Source organism: Myroides profundi (assembly GCF_000833025.1).
Classification (GTDB): Bacteria; Bacteroidota; Bacteroidia; order Flavobacteriales; family Flavobacteriaceae; genus Flavobacterium; species Flavobacterium profundi_A.
This window is the reverse complement of the sequence record NZ_CP010817.1, coordinates 1,307,001-1,326,646: the sequence shown is the minus strand read 5'-3', so window position 1 is coordinate 1,326,646 and position 19,646 is coordinate 1,307,001. Positions and strand designations below refer to the sequence as shown.

Sequence of the window (19,646 nt, the reverse complement as noted above, 5' to 3'; positions counted from 1 at the left end):
CCCAATTAAAATTAAGTGATAGTTGTGTTTTTTATAAATAACTAAATTAGCTTTTTTCTTTAATAAAAAAAACTATCTAATTGGGATACAAAAGTAATTCTATATAATAGAAGGTATAAAAAAATTGGGTGAAGCTGTGTTTTTTCTTAGTTAAGCTTACTAGTACTAGTTTTACTAGAATTGAAGTATTTATTAATTATGAGTTAATTTACTTATACTTTAATATGAATATAAAGCAATAAATAGTAGTAATATTCAAATTAATTGATTGTTTCTTTTAAAAAAAATAGCGTCTATTTCTAAAACAGACGCCATGGGGACACTCTAAATTCTCAGTTAGCCAACACTATACTAGAAATAGTTATTCTCTTGCATCACAAGTTATACAACTCATAATACGCATGCTCTATACTAAGTATGGTTGATAGTAATGATACTTCTATACAATGTTCACTCCTAATTAAAAAACAATTCGCTCATCTAAAAGAACATTACAAACATATTAATTTACCAATCTTCATAATCTAAAAAAAAGTAAAGCAAGTAATTTATTGAGTAAAGAAACTACTAACCACAATATACAGGTACAAAAAAAGGAGCCACTTTACCCATGACTCCTTCTTATACTATCTCACTCAGATACTATCTCACTAGATAAATACCATCTTCTTTTATCTCTATCTTCTTCTCTTTATAAAGAGTTCCTATTGCCTTTTTAAAGGTCTTTTTACTCATATTTAGGACTGTCTTGATATCTTCTGGATGACTATTATCATTTAGCCCTAAAAAACCTCTGTTGTGCTCTAGTTCTCTAATAATAATTGTAGCACTATCTACTACTCCATCAAAACCTAATTTGTTTCTACTAACGTCTATTTTTCCATCAGGACGAATAGATTTAATATATCCAATGATACGATCTCCTGTATGCAACTCTTCAAACACTTCATTCTTATACATAAGACCTGCGTGTTTTTCATTGATAATCACATTTATACCTAAATCAGTGATATGAGATACGACTAGTTCTACTTCCTCTCCTTCTACAACAGTAATATCTTTATTATCGACAAACTGTTTTAATTTACTAGAACCTACCAATCGTTTACTTTGATCATCAAGATACATATAGATCAGATATCTATTCCCTTCTTTCATAGGACGTGCTTGTTCTCTAAATGGAACGAACAAATCCTTTTCTAACCCCATATCCATAAAGGCTCCATATTCATTAATGTAGTTCACTTTTAATAAAGCAAATTCATTTACATAAATATTAGGCTCTAAAGTAGTTGCTACTAGTCTTTCTTCTTGATCTAAGTAAACAAAGACAATCATCTCATCTCCAACTCTAATATTCTCAGGTTCGTATTTACTAGGTAAAAGAATATCTGTTTCACCATCTGTTAAATAAAGTCCAATACCCGCTAAACGAGCAACCTTTAATTTATTATCATCTCCTATTTTTATCATATTCTTATATATCTTTTATATTGTGAGCTTAAACCCACTTTTACTTTAATTCTAAGTCAAAAATATCCTTTAACACCTCTACTTCAGGGTTAATCTCTATAAAGTGTTGGTACTTATCTTTTGAATCTAATACTCTCTTAACTAGCTTAATCTCTTCGTTTACAGTAATATTTAATTCGATAGCAAAGTTCTGTAATTTTTTGCGAAGATAATTAACCAAGTCATACTTATTCTCTTCAAAACTCAATTTAGAACCCTCATTTGGCAATTCTAATTCAATACGGGCTTCAAACAAAGTTGGTTGAGCCATTCGCATTAAAGAAGCCATTAGCATTAATCCTGATCTAGTCAAACGATCTATATAATAGTTCCACTCTCCCATTAACTGATCATAAGTAAAAGCCTGTTTAGGTAAGTCATCAGGGTTAATTACAACTTTCTCTAAAGATGAAGCTAACTCTTTTCTATTTCGAATACTAGTCAACGATAAGGCAGAAGCCCTTTTAGGTTGTTCTGTTATAGGATTAGTATTGCTTTCTATATTTAGTGACTGATTATTTAATGACTCACTTTCCTGAGGTTGTACTAGATGATTTGACTCAACAGTTTGAACTCCTTGAGGAGCCACCGTATTATCATATTGATGATTTACACTTTGAGTATAACCACCTTGCTCTACTACAGGTGCATTATTAGGCACTTGTATATTTTGACCTGATTGGTGAATACTATTTACCTCTTGTATAGGTGTATTTTTACTTACACTTGCCAAAGCATTTAACTCATCTAAATTACTTGTTAATTGTCTATTATGAAGTAATTCTTTAAGCGCTAAAGCCGGTATTATAAATTGTTTATCTTTTTTTTTTCGCCTTCAAAAGATAAAGACGCTAACTGCATAAGACACAATTCTACTAGTAATCTCTGGTTTTGACTTGATTTGTACTTCAGATCACAATCGTTCGCTATCTCTATTGCTTGTAACAAGAAAGGCATCGATGTTTGTTGTGATTGATTGTAAAACAATTGTTTACCATGATCTCCTATCTCTAATAGATTGATTGTCTCAGGTGTTTTACAAACCATCAAATCTCTAAAGTGAGAAGCTAATCCAGAAACAAAATGATGTCCATCAAATCCTTTAGATAAGATATCATTATACGCTAGTAATAATGCAGGAATATTATTCTGTAAAACAAAATCAGTGATACGAATATAATATTCGAAGTCTAATACATTAAGGTTTTCAGCAACAGCTTGTCTTGTTAAGTTTCTACCACAATAAGAAACAACTCTATCAAAAATAGACAATGCATCACGCATAGCACCATCAGCTTTCTGTGCTATAATACGCAAGGCATCATCCTCAAAGTTGATTCCTTGACTTCTAGCAACCTCTGCTAAGTGATTAGCTGCATCAGCAATAGTGATTCGTTTAAAATCAAATATCTGACATCTAGATAAGATAGTTGGTATGATCTTGTGTTTCTCAGTAGTTGCTAATATAAAAATAGCATGACGAGGTGGTTCTTCTAATGTTTTTAAGAAAGCATTAAACGCTGCAGAAGACAGCATATGCACCTCATCTATAATATACACCTTATACTTTCCAGTCTGTGGTGGTATACGCACTTGATCAATAAGACTTCTGATATCATCCACTGAGTTATTAGACGCAGCATCTAATTCAAATACATTAAATGCAAAGTCCTCATTCGGATCATCATATCCCTCTTGGTTTATCTTTCTAGCTAAAATACGAGCACATGTCGTCTTACCTACTCCTCTAGGCCCTGTAAATAACAAAGCTTGTGCTAAGTGATTACTCTCAATAGCATTAACTAGAGTACTTGTAATAGCTTGTTGGCCTACTACATCTCTAAATGTTTGGGGTCTATATTTTCGGGCAGATACGATAAATTGTTCCATAGGTCTCTTATTATCGCAAAGGTAGTTTATTTTTTAGAATACAGAAATTATTCTCTTAACTCAGCAGGGAAAAACTCATCTTTATCTATCTTGTTTGACCACTGTTTTCTAAGTTCATTTAAGTGAATAGGTCTATGAGGCTCTCTGCTTTCTAACTCAAAAGTATAAAACAAATACTGTAATTGTACTTCTATATAAAAGTCATCCAAATAAAGTTCAGGATGATACTCCGACTTCAAATCCAAACTGAATGTTCGGGCGGCAGTATTAGACCAAAAAGCCTTCCAACCACTTTTAAACTCCTTAATCAATTTATATACAGTCTGTCCTGTCTGACGATCAATAAGCTTAATCAACACTTTTCCATCATTACGAGACAATTTCTTTAATCTCGCTGTAAACTGTTCTTCTAGATATTTCTGAGAGCGTTTTATATACTTACGCTTATCACTATTACTAGTCATCTTAGCTAGGTTTGCATTCAGAATCACTAGATTCTCTGCTGTAGCCTTTGCATAAGGATATACTCTACGCAATCTATTGCGCAGAATAATCATATCACGTCGATACTTCTCATCTTTAATATCCACCCCAATATAAATCTCAGGAATAGTATATTCCTGTATAGTATCTCCTTCTATAATGATTTCATGCGGTATCTCTGGTACTTCAACTAGCTTTTTATCTTGCGCAATAAGGTATTGCACAAAAAACACAAAACTAATTACTAAAAGCTTTTTCATAACCTAAATTATACTCCAAAATTATCTCTTTTTGTTGAGTAATAATAATAGTATTAGGTAAATTAGCAAAAAAATAAAATCATGAGTACAAAGACAATTCTAGATGACAGTTCACTAGCTTTTTTAGAAACATATTTAAATAACCCATCTCCGACTGGACATGAGTCAAATAACCAAAAGACTTGGATGGAATATCTAAAACCTTATGTAGACACTTTTATTACAGATACTTATGGCACTGCTGTTGGAATAATCAATCCTGATGCTCCTTATAAAGTTGTGATAGAAGGACACGCTGACGAAATCTCTTGGTACGTTAAGTATATCACTGAAGAAGGTTTTATTCATGTAGTTAGAAATGGTGGTAGTGATCACATGATCGCCCCTTCTAAACGTGTACATATCCATACTAAAAAAGGAATTGTAGAAGGTGTATTCGGATGGCCTGCTATCCACATCAGAAATAGAGCTGGAAAAGAAGAATCTCCAAAAATAGAAACAAACTTTATTGACCTAGGATGTGACTCTAAGGCTGAAGTAGAAGCATTAGGAGTACATGTAGGTTGTGTGATTACATATCCTGATACTTTCACTATCTTAAACAACAATCGTTTCGTATGTCGTGCTATTGACAACAGAATGGGTGGTTTTATGATTGCACAAGTAGCTCGTTTATTAAAGGAGAATAACAAGACACTTCCTTTTGGACTTTATATCGTAAATGCTGTTCAAGAAGAAGTAGGTTTAAGAGGAGCTGAAATGATCACGCAAACTATCAAACCTAATGTAGCTATCGTAACAGATGTTTGTCATGATTCTAACACACCGATGGTAGACAAGAATATTGAAGGTGATAATAAGATTGGTAGAGGTCCTGTAGTAGGATATGCTCCTGCTATCCAAAATAACTTAAGAGAGCTAATCGAAGAAACAGCTGAACATAACAATATTCCTTTCCAACGCAATGCCATGAGTAGAGTGACTGGTACAGATACAGACGCTTTTGCTTATAGCAATGGAGGTGTTGCTTCAGCACTTATCTCTCTTCCTTTAAGATATATGCATACTACAGTAGAAATGGTTCACAGAGATGATGTTGAAAACACAATCAAGCTAATCTACGAAACACTACTTAAAATAGAGAACAACGAAACTTTTTCGTACTTTAAATAATATAGTAAGGCAGCCATTCGCTGCCTTATTTTTTTATGAATTATCTACCAATTTTATACAAACAAATCAAAGGTATATGATTAAATCCTCTATCTTTGAATAAAAATACATTTAGATAATGTCCAATTACAATCGCAACAAAAATGCAGTTGCAAAACTAAATACAAATTTGACTCTTGCACAAATCATTGAGCAAGCAGGTACTAATCCAGAATATAGAATTGTATTTTACAATCGTTTTTTAAAAGATGATATTTATGTGCTCGTTGAAAAAGGAGCTTTAGAAGGTAAGACTGATGGTAGCATGGATCCTACACCTCCTATTATTGCTTTTGAGAACAACTGTATTCCTGTATTTACACATCCAGATAGAATATACGATAGTAGTGCTATACATCAAGAAATGGATTATATGAAAGTAAGAGGAAATGACTTCTTAGAAATGACACTAGGAGCTACTATCATTGTCAATCCTTTTTCTAAAGTATACAAAGAATTAGTCGTAGAAGAAATAGCAGAAATGCTGAACGGTAGTATATTCAACACCTTAAGTAGCCCTGTATTAAAAGCTCAGATGAATGTAAAAATAGGAGCTCCAGAGACTGAACCTACTGTTTTATTAGAAGAGTTAAAAACTGCCTTTTCTGAGCACGAACTTATTAACGCAGCTTATATCGGTTGGACATTTAATGAGATCTTAGACAAAAATGCTCATTATGTATTCGCGATAGAGTGCGCTAAAGAATTAACTGATTTTAAAGAAGTAGCAGATTTAATATCTAACTTCTGTAAACCTCATTTAACGAAAGAGGAATATATAGATATCATTAAATTAGAAAAGAATGGAAACTTTAGCGATTATTTCTATAATCACGCTACTCCTTTCTACACAAAATAACAAACAATGATTAAGGAAGCTAAATTCTCTCCTATTGACTTAGAGTCATGGAACAGAACTCCTTACTATGAATATTACCGAAATATTCTGAAAACAAAATATACGATAAGTATTAAAATAGACATTACAGAAGTATTCAGTCTATACAAAAGTAAAGGATACAAGTTCTTTCCTACCTTTCTCTATATTATAATGAAAGCACTTAATAACAGTGAAGAGCTTCGTACTTGTATACATGAAGGGCAATTAGGCACATGGAATTTTTTAGCTCCTCAATACACACTCTTCCACGAAGATGACAAAACATTTTCTGATTTATGGAGTGAACACGCTGATGAGTTTAAAGCTTTTCACCACAATATCCTCTCTGATATTGAGAAGTACAAAGATGTAAAAGGAATAAAGATAAAAGAAGGTCTACCTGCTAATTTTGTTCCCATCTCTTGCGTACCCTGGATTAGCTTCGAGAGCATTAGTCAAGATACTTCTCATGACTCTGATTTTTTAAAGCCAATTATTCGTTTTGGCAAATATTATCAAGAGCATGATAAGGTTTTAATACCATTATCTATTTATGTCAATCATGCTATAGCAGACGGATATCACACTTCCATGTTCTTACAAGACATACAAGATATCGCGAATAATGCTAGAAACTGGATATTATAAGGATTATCTCTACAAGAGGTAATCCTTTTTTTATTTTCCTTCGACCTCAATCAACCTCATTATCAACCAACTACTCTCTCACCCATCCTTTTCCCCCTGTTAATTTATCCTACTTAGATAAATAAACCTCTTGTCGCGTATATAATTAGTGTACTTTTGCCGATTCTAAAATTTTTAATATATGCCACAACAACATAAGAATAGTTTTTTCTTTTTAGTATATCTAGTAGGGTTAAGTATCATAGGTTTTTTAGCAACAGATATGTACTTACCAGCATTTGACAAGATGCGTATAGACCTTGACACCACTAAAAGTAATATTAGCGCCACATTGAGTTTATTCCTTGCTGGATACGCTATCGCACAATTAATGTGGGGTCCAATCTCTGACAAAGTCGGTAAACCAAAAACCATTATAATAGGTCTTAGTATATTCACTATTTCTTCTTTGGCTATTTTCTTTACAGATAGCGTAATTGCCTTTATCGTATTAAGACTAATACAAGCTATCGGAGTATGTGCTGCTGCTGTTAGCTGGCAAGCCCTAGTTATAGAGAAATATCCTTCTAGCGAGACGAATAAAGTATTTGCATCTATTATGCCTTTGGTAGCCTTATCACCCGCTCTAGCGCCTTTATTAGGAGTATACTTATTAGATCATTTCGGATGGAGATCTATCTTTATCACATTAGCAATTATATCTGTTCTTCTGATTTTATACACATTCACCATAAAAGAAGAAAAGAAAGTAGAAGAAACAGTACAAGTTGAAGCAAAGAGTATTTCTTATTTCGAAATACTTAAGTCAAAAAAATACGTTGGTAATGTACTTATCTATGCATTGTGCTCTGCTGCCTTCTTTGCATGGCTGACAGGATCACCTTTCTTCTTAAAAGAAATGGGATACAATGAAAGCGAAATAGGCTTTAGTTTCGTACCTCAGACTATTGCCTTCTTAGTAGGTGGTTTCGGATACAGAACATTATCTTCTAGAGTAAATGGAGACGTATTAATGCCTTTCTTTATAGCATTATTTGTTATCGCTATTAGTTCACTTACTGCATTAGCAGTGTTTACTACTCCTACCCTGACTACCTTATTAATCCCGTTTTGTTTAATGGCTTTTGTCAATGGAGCATCATACCCTATTGTAGTTTCAGAAGCTTTAAAGCTATATCCTAATAACTCAGGTAAAGCAGCTGCTCTGCAAAACACTATTCAATTAGGAATGTGTTTTATCGCTAGTTCAATAGTTTCTCTATTTACAGAAGACGCTTTATTTACTACTGTATTAGTTATGACCGGAACTATTCCATTAATATACATAGCCTACCGATTGACAAAAAGTTCAAAATAATAGACACAAAAAAAGGAACCTAAATATTTAGGTTCCTTTTTTTATATCTTCTATCTACATATTATGCGTTAGATACATCTACAGTAGTTGCTTCTGCAATTTGTTTGTAAGTACCATTCTCTAACTTCTCACGGATAGCTTCATAAGCTTTTAATGTCTCATCGATATCCTCTTTAGTATGAGTCGCTGTAGGAATCATTCTCAATAAGATAATTCCTTTAGGAATAACTGGATAAACAACGATTGATAAGAAAATATTGTAGTTCTCTCTCAAGTCATTTACCATCACCATTGCCTCAGGAATACTTCCTTCTAAGTACACAGGAGTAACACAAGTATTTGTATCACCGATGTTGAATCCTCTGTCTTTTAATCCATTCTGAAGTAAGTTAACATTCTCCCATAACTTCGCTTTTAACTCAGGATTAGTTCTTAAAAGCTCTAAACGTTTTAATGCTCCTTTAGTGAAAATCATTGGTAATGATTTTGCGAACATTTGAGAACGTAAATTATATTTTAAATAATCAATAATATCTTTATCTGCTGCCACGAAAGCTCCGATAGAAGCCATAGACTTAGCAAAAGTAGAGAAGTATACATCGATACCATCTTGACATCCTTGCTCCTCACCTGCTCCAGCTCCTGTAGCACCTAAAGTACCGAATCCATGAGCATCATCAACTAATAAACGGAAGTTGTATTTCTCCTTAAGAGCTACTATTTCTTTTAATTTACCTTGTTGACCTCTCATACCGAATACTCCCTCAGTGATCACTAAGATACCTCCACCTGTAGTTTCAGCCATTTTAGTTGCTCTCTCTAAGTTCTTTTCGATACTTTCAATATCATTGTGTTTATAAGTAAAACGTTTACCCATATGTAAACGAACACCGTCAATAATACAAGCGTGAGAATCTACGTCATATACGATTACATCATTCTTCGTTACTAAAGCGTCGATGATAGAAACCATCCCTTGGTAACCAAAGTTTAATAAATATGCTGCTTCTTTTTGTACGAATGCTGCTAATTCATTTTGTAATTGCTCGTGCATTGTAGTATGTCCAGACATCATACGAGCACCCATTGGATAAGCTGCTCCATATTCAGCAGCTGCTTCAGCATCTACTTTTCTAACTTCTGGGTGATTAGATAAACCTAAATAATCATTGATACTCCAGTTAATAACTTCTTTTCCATGAAACATCATACGATTTGACAAAGGTCCCTCTAGCTTAGGAAACACATAATATCCTTCTGCTTGAGATGCCCATTTTCCTAAAGGCCCTTTATTTTTCTGTATTCTGTCAAATAAATCGTTTACCATAATATAACTATGTTTAAAAAAACAATTGCAAAAATAATGATATTTTGTATGCTTTCATAATAAATAGGGAACTATTTGAACCGAAACCCCTCTAACTGTGATAGTATTAAATGCATTTTACATATAATATCTCAATATAAAAACGCGAACAAAATGACCGTTTTTTTCACAAAACATCTGATGAAAAGTGTTTTTAAAATAAAAACCTCCCAACATGGGAGGTTTTTACTTCATATTTTTAATATAATGCAGGATATAAATTAGGGTTTACCTCATTCATCATTGCATAAACTTTTTCAAAAACATCTTCTGATGATGGCTTAGAGAAGTAATCTCCGTCTGTACCATAAGCAGGTCTGTGTGCTTTAGAAGTCAATGTCTGAGGATCGCTATCTAAGTGACGGTATCCTTTTTGTTCTTCTAACACTTTTTGAAGGATATAAGCAGAAGCACCTCCTGGCACATCTTCATCTACAACTAACAAGCGATTTGTTTTAGCAAGACTCTTCACGATATCGTGGTTCAAGTCAAATGGCAATAAAGACTGAGCATCTATAATCTCAACATCTATTCCTACTTCTAACAACTCTTTTGCAGCTTGCTCTATGATTCTTAGTGTAGAACCATAAGATACGATTGTCATATCTTTTCCTTCTTTGATTGTCTCTACTACACCGATAGGAGTTTTAAACTGCCCTAAGTTATTAGGCATTTTCTCTTTTAAGCGGTATCCATTAAGACACTCGATTAATAAAGCAGGCTCATCACTCTCTAATAAAGTATTGTAGAATCCTGCAGCCTTCGTCATATCTCTTGGAACTAATACATGCATTCCTCTGATTGCATTAATAATCATCCCCATAGGAGATCCTGAATGCCAGATACCTTCTAATCTATGACCACGTGTTCTAACAATCAATGGAGCTTTTTGACGACCTACTGTTCTATATTGAAGAGTAGCTAAATCATCACTCATGATTTGGATAGCATATAATAAGTAATCTAAGTACTGAATCTCAGCGATAGGTCTTAGCCCACGCATTGCCATACCGATACCTTGACCTAAGATAGTAGCCTCTCTAATACCAGTATCTGTTACTCTATTTAATCCATGTTTCTCTTGAAGTCCTTCTAATCCTTGGTTTACGTCACCAATATTACCAGAATCCTCTCCGAAGATCATCACATTTTTATGATTTTCTAAGATAGTATCGAAGTTATCTCTTAGTACTACACGAGCATCTACTTCTGTAGCATCTGCATCATAAGTAGGCAATACCTCTTCAATAGCCGTAGCTGTACCCGTCATTAGGTGAGAGCTATATCTAGGTTGGTTCTTAGCGAAGAAATCATCGATATACTGCACTAATGCACCTTTACCTGGTTCTTTAATCACCATTCTCAGTACCTTACGAGCTGTAGTGATTACATCTCTTCTGATTGGCTCTTTAATACCAGCTAAATCATTAGCCATTTTCTCTATAAACACTCTATTTGCACTAGATGCAGCTACAGTACCTAATAAAGCTACTAATTCATTACGCTCAGCGATGATTGGATCTACATAAGCTTTCCAAGCTGCTTTTTTGCCTTCTAGTACTTCTTTTTTAAGTTGTTTATCTAGCTCATCTAACTCTTCCGCAGTAGCAATATCAGAAGTTATCATCCAGTTTCTCATCTGAACGATACAGTCGTGCTCTACTTCCCAAGCTAAACGCTCTGGACTCTTATATCTCTCATGAGAACCCGATGTAGAGTGTCCTTGAGGTTGAGTTAACTCTTGTACGTGTACTAATACAGGTACGTGTTCTTCTCTAGCTATTTTAGAAGCTTGGTTATAAGTATCTACTAAAGCTACATAATCCCATCCTTTTACACGTAGAATTTCGTATCCTTTACCATGTTCATCTCTTTGGAATCCTTTTAATATCTCAGAGATATTCTCTTTTGTAGTTTGGTATTTTGCGTGTACAGAGATACCGTATTGGTCATCCCACACATTCATTACCATAGGTACTTGCAATACCCCAGCAGCATTGATTGTCTCGAAGAATAATCCTTCTGAAGTAGAAGCATTACCTATCGTACCCCATGCTACCTCATTACCATTTACAGAGAAGTTTCCTTCTTTATCAGCATCTGCAAACTCTCTATAAAATTTAGAAGCTTGAGCTAATCCTAATAATCTAGGCATTTGCCCAGCTGTAGGTGATATATCTGCACTTGAGTTTTTTTGGTCAACTAATTTTTTCCAATTTCCGTTCTCGTCTAAGCTGTGAGTAGCGAAGTGCCCTCCCATCTGACGACCTCCAGACATCGGATCATTCTCTAAATCAGCATGTCCAAAAAGTCCTGCAAAAAATTGTTCTACTGTCAATTGTCCTATCGCCATCATAAAAGTCTGATCGCGGTAATATCCAGATCTAAAGTCTCCATTCTGAAAAGCCTTCGCCATAGCTAACTGTGGCACCTCTTTTCCATCTCCAAAAATTCCAAACTTCGCTTTTCCTGTAAGCACTTCACGTCTACCAAGTAAACTACATTCTCTACTTAGTTTCGCAATCTTATAATCTTGAATTACTTCTTTCTTAAAATCATCGTAAGAAAGAGCCGTTTTTGTTTCTTTTTGACTCATTGTAAAATACACTAATTTACTTGTTACGAATATAAAATAATATCACTAAAAAAGCTAGTACATACTTCTTCATTATATTGAATTAATACATACATCTTTTGATAATCAATCAAAAAAACAGTAAAAAAATTACACTAAGTAAAAATTAAAGTATTTTTAACAAAACGATATTATGAATTTCGCAATCACATATAAAAAAATATCCCCTACAAAGAGGGGATATCTATTATTCGATAATTGTTAAAATATCTTCTAGTGCAAAACGTACTTTCTTCATAGGTAATAACCAATCATTTTCATGATCTCTTTCTCCTATCGCTAAAATAGTTACACTTCTCAGTCCTTTCTTATCTAAACCTAATGCCTCATCTAACTGATCATTATAGAAGCCCTCCATAGGTGAAGCATCTACTCTTAACTCAGCCGCAGCTGCAATAGCCATCCCAAAAGCAATATAAGCCTGACGAGCTGCATGCTCTGCTTGCTTCTCTTGTGACATTGCTGCAAAGTTACCTTTGATAAATCCTTTATAATCATTCATAGCACCAGGAGCTAACTCTCTCGTCTTCTCTACATTATCGAACACAGCATCAATGCGCTCTTCTGTATAAGCATCCCAAGCAGCAAAAACCAAAACATGTGAACTATCCACCACCTGACTTTGATTCATAATCACAGGTAATAGCTTCTCTTTTAACTCTTGATTCTTGATTAAGATCATCTCGAAAGGTTGTAACCCAGAAGAAGTAGGTGCCATACGAGCTGCCTCGATGATCTGCATTACTTTTTCGTCTGCTATCTTAACTGAACTATTATATTTCTTAGTAGCATAACGCCACTGTAAACTCTTTAGTAACTCCATAATTTATTAATTATCTCTTAGCCAAAAAAGCTAAAACATTATTCTCTATACGTTCGTTAATATTAGAGATATCAGCCTTCACAAATGGTTCTCCAATAATCTTCTCATATAGCTCTATATACCTATCTGATACACTATTGATATACTCATCTGTCATCTCTGGTATCGCCTGTCCTTCTTTTCCTTGAAAGCCATTGCTGATTAACCATTGTCTTACAAATTCTTTAGACAATTGCTTTTGAGCCTCCCCTTTTGCTTGTCTTTCTTCATAGCCCTCTGTATAGAAGTATCTAGAAGAATCTGGCGTATGTATCTCATCGATTAACACAATCTTTCCGTCTTTAGTCTTTCCAAATTCGTACTTAGTATCCACTAAGATCAAACCGCGCTCTGCTGCTATCTCACTTCCTCTCTGATACAGTGCACGTGTGTACTGCTCTAATACCAAATAATCTGCTTCAGAAACAATCCCTCTTGCCAAGATATCTTCTCTCGAGATATCTACATCATGAGCTCCTAAATCTTCTTTAGTAGATGGAGTGATAATAGGTGATGGCAATTGATCATTCTCTTTTAACCCTTCAGGCAAGGTCACTCCGCATAACACTCTCTTTCCTTCTGCATACTCACGAGCAGCATGCCCAGCTAGATAACCTCTGATCACCATCTCCACCTTAAACGGCTCACATACATGCCCCACCGCTACATTAGGATCAGGTGTAGCTACTAACCAGTTAGGAACGATGTCACTTGTCATCTCCATAAACTTAGTTGCTATCTGATTTAGGATTTGTCCTTTAAAGGGAATTCCCTTAGGCATAATAACGTCAAAAGCTGATAATCTATCTGTAGCAACCATAACTAATAAGTCATCTGCTATATTATAAACTTCTCTTACTTTTCCGCGGTAAACTGACTTTTGATTTGGAAACTCAAAACCCGTTTTTGTGATTGTGTTATTCATATTCTTGTTATAGTTGTGTAGTTCTTTTCTATTCTAGTAGGCTATCAAATCTAATAGCGCTGTTTCAAATCTGTCCTTAGGCAGATATTGATCTTCTAAAGCTTTCACAAATGGTATGGCTGTCTCTAAACTGGCTACCCTTCTTACAGGTGCATCTAAGTCTTCAAAACAATTCTCCATAATCATCGCCGACATATCACTTGCAATTCCTCCGAATAAGGAATCTTCCTGCAAAATTATAACTTTATTTGTTTTTTTCACTGATTTAAATACAGTTTCCTCATCTAAAGGTTGTAAAGTTCGTAAATCTATCAAATCAGCCTTAATATCAGGGTGCTTGTCTAGCACTTCCATTGCCCAATGTACTCCTGCTCCGAAGGTCACTACGGTCACATCTGCTCCTTCTCTTAACACACTCGCCTTTCCAAACGGCAGTGTATAATAATCCTTAGGTACATCCTGATAAATACTTCTATACAACAGTTTATGCTCAAAGAAGATCACAGGATTAGGGTCATTAATAGCAGTAGCCATTAGCCCTTTTGCATCATAAGGAAATGCAGGGTACACTACCTTAAGGCCTGGTGTTTTTGTAAACCAAGCTTCATTGGTCTGTGAGTGGAATGGGCCTGCCTGTGTACCACCACCACACGGCATACGCACAACTACATCTGCCTTCTCATTCCATCTGTAATGTATCTTTGCCAAGTAGTTCACAATCGGATTAAACCCAGTAGATACAAAATCGCCAAACTGCATCTCCATAATCGCTTTTCCCCCATTGATAGAATACCCCATCGCAGCAGAGACTACCGCACTCTCACAGATAGGTGTATTGCGAATACGCCCTTTGCCAAACTGCTCTACGAAGCCATCTGTTACTTTAAATGCACCTCCGTATTCTGCAATATCTTGCCCCATGATGATTAAGTTATCATGACGTTCAAAAGATTGTTTTAACCCTTCTGATATCGCATCTATCAGTCGAATATTAGCTACTTCCTTCGTTGGTTGTATATCTTCATACTGATAAGGAGCATACATATCATTCAGCTCTGTAGCCAAGTCCGCTACTATAGCAGGCTCTTCTTGTGTAGCCTTCCAGTCTTTGTCTATCTCTTGTTTAAACTCTTCTCTAATCTCTTCGTCTAAAGCATCTGTCAATACGCCTATTTCTTTTAGATAAGCTCTGTAATTCTCCACAGGATCTTTTAGTTGCCACATGTCCATTAGTTCTTGAGGCACATACTTTGTACCACTAGCCTCTTCATGCCCACGCATTCTAAAGGTCAAAAACTCTATCAATACAGGACGAGGATTCTCACGCATAGATTGTGCCAGTGCACTGATCTGTTGGTATACTTCTAAGATATTATTCCCATCTATGATATAACTTTCCATCCCATATCCTATCGCACGATCTGCTAGATGCTCACATCTATACTGCTCATTCGTAGGAGTCGACAGTCCATAACCATTATTCTCGATTACAAAAAGAACAGGTAAGTCCCACACAGAAGCAATATTCAGCGCCTCGTGGAAGTCTCCTTCAGAAGTAGCTCCTTCACCTGTAAATACTGCTGTTATCTTATTCTCATTTCTCAAGGTATGCGCTAGGGCAATACCATCTGCTACACCCAACTGAGGCCCTAGATGAGAAATCATCCCCACGATATGATACTCTTGAGTACCGAAGTGAAAAGAGCGCTCACGTCCCTTAGTGAAACCATTTGCCTTTCCTTGCCATTGAGAGAACAAGCGGTGCAGAGGAATATCTCTAGACGTAAACACGCCTAAGTTTCGGTGCATAGGCAGGATGTATTCGTCCTGCTCTAAACTAGCAGTCACTCCTACACTGATAGCTTCTTGTCCTATTCCGGAGAACCATTTAGATACTTTGCCCTGTCTGATCAGGATAAGCATCTTTTCCTCTACCATTCTAGGTTTGAGTAATTTTTTATAAAGTCCAAGTAACTCTTGGTCTGTTAAGTTTTTTCGATCGTAATGTAATTGTTTCATAATTGGTTTAATAGACTCTAAAAATAAACATTTGCCTCTACTAAACAAATTAATTCTAAACAAGTAATTACATCTCCTTATAAAAACATATGATGAGATACACTATACAATTGTTATAAAAAAAGCTCCATAACAAAGCTTTTTTATCATAACATATATTGTTTTCTTATAGTACGTATGTGATACATTGTATAGATATGATCACATGCTACCCATAATTCTTCCATTTTATTTATAACTATTATAAATCTCTTATCTATATCTTCTATAGAACTACCCTCTCTAATTATATCAAATAGATTAATTCCTTCTTCTTTAGATAGACACGCATTCCAGAAACTACACATACGCTTAACATATCTTGAATAGTACTTTGCTACTATTATATCAGTTAGCTCAAAATCATTCTTTTTAAAATAGGACTCTACTTCAGTTACATCTTCTAACTTTAATGTTTTCTTATTAAATTTCCTCTGTAATATCAACAACAATTTAATGCTCAAACCTAAACGCCTATCCATTTCTCCTTTTAAATCCCAATCTATGATTTCTAATTCTTTTAGTAGATTAACTGTTGACGATTGACTACCTTGTACTAAATTATCTAAGTCATCATTATTAAATCGAATATCACGTATGTATTGTTGTCTATAGCATTGACTAAATGACAACCATGAGGATTCCATTTTTTTTAATACATAGGGTAATAAATCTTCTATATAAAACACATTATACTTCAAATCACATTCTTTCAAAACATCAAAAACATGTACTTTCCTACTACTCGTCACCCCCTTTGTATAAAACTCATAAGACAGCCAAAAATTAGAAAAAGGCTTTACACATAATGGACAATCTAATTTATTTAGACTTTTAATTTGTTGATAAAAAAACTCTTCTACTCCTTCAATATACAATAATGTTAATTCTTTTTTAAAGGACATTCTCCTTAATTTATAAATTTCACTATACCCTATTGCTAAGTTTTTATTACTTATAGTTCCATACATAACTTTACTCTAAAAAACATTGACTAGTACAATTCTATTATAACGATCTTTCAATATAGCCTTTAACCGTTGTAACTTTCAAATAGTTACTATTTACAAAACACTTTTGAACGAACGTCTATTTAATACCTCAAACAAAGTGACAATAGGCTTTCTAGATTTTCTCTTTAGCTTTAAAATCAATCAAAAAAAACAACCAATCCTTCATTAATGTATATATATCAATTATAGGTATTATAGCCTCTACCTTATCCTCTTCATAAATATTTTTAACTAGTGCTTCTTTTTGATTGCATTCTATCACATAAACTTCATAACCAAAATCATTATAAAACTCTAACTTGCAATCCACTAGCTTTTCTAAATTATCTACAATAACTGCAACATATTCAATATCTGTAGAAAGGTTATTTAACTCATCAGAAAAAAACCAGCCATATCTTTGGGAATTTTCTATTTCTAATAAAGGGGAAAGTATAATATCTCCTTTTAAAGTGTCTTTAGACTCTATAATTCTAAAATTATATTTCATGTATAATCATCTTTTTATTTAGAGCTATCAGAATCAATAGATCCTTTTGTATAGTACTAAAAATGTATCTTGACTATTCCCACTTAAAAAAACACAGTATACCTATCTAATATAATAGTAATAACACTATTTATAACATACTTTTACCTTACCTAATCACGATACATTACTCCTAATTAATCACCAAGTTAATTTGCTACAAGACACATTAAGAAGCTCTTATCTATTTTCTAACACGAGCAATAAATTTACAATCAAAAACAATACATTGCAATAATATAACCTGAAAACTATATTTAATATCGTTTACATAATTATAACCTTTTCAACATATTTTGAAATATAGCATTTAAAATAAATCATCTATCCTACTTGTGCTGACATACTCTCTACACCATCTCGCTTGCTGATTCTAGGAGTATTCTAGGGGTTTTCTTGCAGTTTACTAGCCTAGAGAGGCATTTTCTCGAAGGAAGGTGCAAGGATACCTCTAGCAACCCTCAAGCAATACCATAGAAATATAAGCTAAACTCAAATGTCAAAACAACTTTCAATAAAGACAGATGTAAATAAAATGCTGATAGTATTCAAAGTATTTTCAACTTTTTTTGCCTCTAAAAACGTATTTACTGGCTTCATCAAGGGTCCAATAAATGGCCGAGAAGTGAACTAGAAGAAAAGTACCCTTCTGATATCTTAATTTTACAAAAAGTAAAGCAACCATTTAAAAATCAAAATTATGGCAGAAGCAATGAACGGAATGTTAGGAGGCGTATCTGGTAAGGTAGGTCCCGTAATAGGAGTAAGATGGCGAGGTCGCTATTTCTGGCGATCTAAAGCGAGGAAAAGCACTAAACCTTTTTCAGAAAAACAGCGAATACAGCAAGAGAAAATGGCACTTGTATCTTCTTTTTTAGCCAAAATAAGAGGATTTATTAATCAATACACGCCAATGAGACAAGGTGAGAAATCACTCATCAATGGGACAGAACAACAATCTTCGTTTTTACTCAGACATGGTATTGGCTATGAAGACAATAGAGGGTACTTACAACTCAATCTAGTCACTGTATCTATAGGAACACTTCCTGTAGCACATATCCATAAAATAGAACTTACAGAAGATAAGCAAATCAAACTAGAATGGGAAGACAATAGCTATAACAGCATGACAGCAGAATCTGACCTGCTAAGCGTCGTAATCTTTCACAATGAAGAAGAGGAATTTCAGATCTATGATACGGTAGGACAACGAATGGATAAAATAGGACTGATCACACTCAAAGAACAATGGACTTACGGTACGATCCATATCTGGACAATGTGGAAAAACAAAGAAGAGACACTGAATAGCACAAGTTTATATCACGAAGAAATAGCTCTAGATTAGCTGATCAGAGACAGTGTAGTAATCTACTTCATTCCTGCCTAAACAACCGATAGAAATGAAGTAGATAAGCTATGCTATTATACCTAATAGAAAATTTATGTTATCTATCAGATTCATTTCATAGTACATTAGGTAGAATAATGAAATATATAATCTGATGATGATAACTGATGTAACTCTTAAAACAAAAAAAGGATTAGATAACCTACTGATTATCTAATCCTTTTTAATACTTCTAAGAGCAACAACTATTTCTTAAAGTCCTCCATAGGTACATAGATAGTGGTAGTCGTAGGAGTGTAAATACCAAAAGTAATACATCCTAATAGACCATCTACAAAGCTCATTTGAGTCTTCACAACATAGTTCGTTTTCTTATCTGCTAGTTCACTTCCTTTATACCCTTTGTTTAAAGGAATTAAACCTGCTATAAGTGCATGATTCTTCTTTTTGTTTACTTCTACCACAGGCATTGTTAGATCAGTATCACCTACTGCTACTTTTGCTGTATAACAAGATGTCATAGTTATTGCAACTACACAACACATCAAGGCTAATTTAATTGTCTTCATTTTTACTATTCTTATTTTTAATGATTCTAAATATACTACCCCTTGAAGTATATTAAAAATAGAGAGACAGTATTATAACAATATCATAGATAA

General features: G+C 34.2%; 17 protein-coding genes. 5 read left to right on the top strand and 12 right to left on the bottom strand.

The annotated features are described in order from the left end of the window. Nucleotides 1-642: 642 nt before the first annotated feature. The 4 genes from MPR_RS05920 to MPR_RS05905 all read right to left on the bottom strand — a co-directional run bounded on the left by MPR_RS05920 (nucleotide 643) and on the right by MPR_RS05905 (nucleotide 4,145). A complete protein-coding gene (locus MPR_RS05920; RefSeq protein ID WP_041890215.1) occupies nucleotides 643-1,473 on the bottom strand; it encodes a CvfB family protein in 831 nt (276 codons plus the stop codon). A gap of 40 nt (nucleotides 1,474-1,513) precedes the next feature. Next, on the bottom strand, nucleotides 1,514-2,245 hold the full coding sequence (locus MPR_RS05915) for a hypothetical protein (protein ID WP_041890212.1): 732 nt from the start codon (nucleotides 2,243-2,245) through the stop codon (nucleotides 1,514-1,516). A 71-nt stretch (nucleotides 2,246-2,316) separates the two neighbouring features. Further along, on the bottom strand, nucleotides 2,317-3,402 hold the full coding sequence (gene dnaX, locus MPR_RS05910; RefSeq protein ID WP_041890210.1) for a DNA polymerase III subunit gamma/tau: 1,086 nt from the start codon (nucleotides 3,400-3,402) through the stop codon (nucleotides 2,317-2,319). Nucleotides 3,403-3,449: 47 nt separating this feature from the next. Beyond that, entirely contained in the window at nucleotides 3,450-4,145 is a 696-nt protein-coding gene (locus MPR_RS05905) for a DUF4294 domain-containing protein (RefSeq protein WP_041890208.1), read from the bottom strand. 81 nt (nucleotides 4,146-4,226) lie between these two features. On the opposite strand from MPR_RS05905, the gene MPR_RS05900 reads away from it, so the two are divergent. The 4 genes from MPR_RS05900 to punC all read left to right on the top strand — a co-directional run bounded on the left by MPR_RS05900 (nucleotide 4,227) and on the right by punC (nucleotide 8,242). After that, a complete protein-coding gene (locus MPR_RS05900; RefSeq protein WP_006265030.1) occupies nucleotides 4,227-5,318 on the top strand; it encodes a M42 family metallopeptidase in 1,092 nt (363 codons plus the stop codon). Nucleotides 5,319-5,436: 118 nt separating this feature from the next. Next, entirely contained in the window at nucleotides 5,437-6,216 is a 780-nt protein-coding gene (locus MPR_RS05895) for an enhanced serine sensitivity protein SseB (RefSeq protein WP_041890202.1), read from the top strand. Between the two features lie 6 nt (nucleotides 6,217-6,222). Continuing rightward, nucleotides 6,223-6,885 carry a chloramphenicol acetyltransferase gene (locus MPR_RS05890; RefSeq protein ID WP_041890199.1) on the top strand — a complete coding sequence of 221 codons (663 nt, stop codon included), beginning with the start codon at nucleotides 6,223-6,225 and terminating at the stop codon, nucleotides 6,883-6,885. Nucleotides 6,886-7,066: 181 nt separating this feature from the next. Beyond that, on the top strand, nucleotides 7,067-8,242 hold the full coding sequence (gene punC, locus MPR_RS05885; RefSeq protein WP_006259381.1) for a purine nucleoside transporter PunC: 1,176 nt from the start codon (nucleotides 7,067-7,069) through the stop codon (nucleotides 8,240-8,242). 61 nt (nucleotides 8,243-8,303) lie between these two features. Here punC and capB read toward each other — a convergent pair whose 3' ends face one another. The 7 genes from capB to MPR_RS05850 all read right to left on the bottom strand — a co-directional run bounded on the left by capB (nucleotide 8,304) and on the right by MPR_RS05850 (nucleotide 17,591). Next, a complete protein-coding gene (gene capB / locus MPR_RS05880; RefSeq protein ID WP_006259382.1) occupies nucleotides 8,304-9,569 on the bottom strand; it encodes a cysteate-C-fatty acyltransferase in 1,266 nt (421 codons plus the stop codon). Nucleotides 9,570-9,807: 238 nt separating this feature from the next. Then, nucleotides 9,808-12,204 (bottom strand): alpha-ketoacid dehydrogenase subunit alpha/beta, encoded by a 2,397-nt coding sequence (locus MPR_RS05875; protein WP_041890197.1) that lies wholly within the window; start codon nucleotides 12,202-12,204, stop codon nucleotides 9,808-9,810. Nucleotides 12,205-12,430: 226 nt separating this feature from the next. Then, complete coding sequence (locus tag MPR_RS05870) at nucleotides 12,431-13,066, bottom strand: nitroreductase family protein (RefSeq protein ID WP_006259384.1); 636 nt, start codon at nucleotides 13,064-13,066, stop codon at nucleotides 12,431-12,433. A 10-nt stretch (nucleotides 13,067-13,076) separates the two neighbouring features. Then, nucleotides 13,077-14,030: a phosphoribosylaminoimidazolesuccinocarboxamide synthase gene (locus MPR_RS05865; protein ID WP_041890194.1), complete on the bottom strand. Its 954-nt coding sequence runs from the start codon at nucleotides 14,028-14,030 to the stop codon at nucleotides 13,077-13,079. A 33-nt stretch (nucleotides 14,031-14,063) separates the two neighbouring features. Continuing rightward, on the bottom strand, nucleotides 14,064-16,049 hold the full coding sequence (locus MPR_RS05860) for an alpha-ketoacid dehydrogenase subunit alpha/beta (protein WP_041890192.1): 1,986 nt from the start codon (nucleotides 16,047-16,049) through the stop codon (nucleotides 14,064-14,066). 146 nt (nucleotides 16,050-16,195) lie between these two features. Then, on the bottom strand, nucleotides 16,196-17,059 hold the full coding sequence (locus tag MPR_RS05855; RefSeq protein ID WP_041890189.1) for a hypothetical protein: 864 nt from the start codon (nucleotides 17,057-17,059) through the stop codon (nucleotides 16,196-16,198). 154 nt (nucleotides 17,060-17,213) lie between these two features. Further along, complete coding sequence (locus tag MPR_RS05850) at nucleotides 17,214-17,591, bottom strand: hypothetical protein (RefSeq protein WP_041890186.1); 378 nt, start codon at nucleotides 17,589-17,591, stop codon at nucleotides 17,214-17,216. Nucleotides 17,592-18,330: 739 nt separating this feature from the next. Here MPR_RS05850 and MPR_RS05845 point away from each other — a divergent pair. Beyond that, entirely contained in the window at nucleotides 18,331-18,981 is a 651-nt protein-coding gene (locus MPR_RS05845; RefSeq protein WP_006263216.1) for a DUF6266 family protein, read from the top strand. Nucleotides 18,982-19,229: 248 nt separating this feature from the next. Here the strand turns inward: MPR_RS05845 and MPR_RS05840 are convergent, their stop codons facing one another. Beyond that, nucleotides 19,230-19,553: a Bor family protein gene (locus MPR_RS05840; RefSeq protein ID WP_006259390.1), complete on the bottom strand. Its 324-nt coding sequence runs from the start codon at nucleotides 19,551-19,553 to the stop codon at nucleotides 19,230-19,232. Between the last annotated feature and the right edge of the window lie 93 nt (nucleotides 19,554-19,646).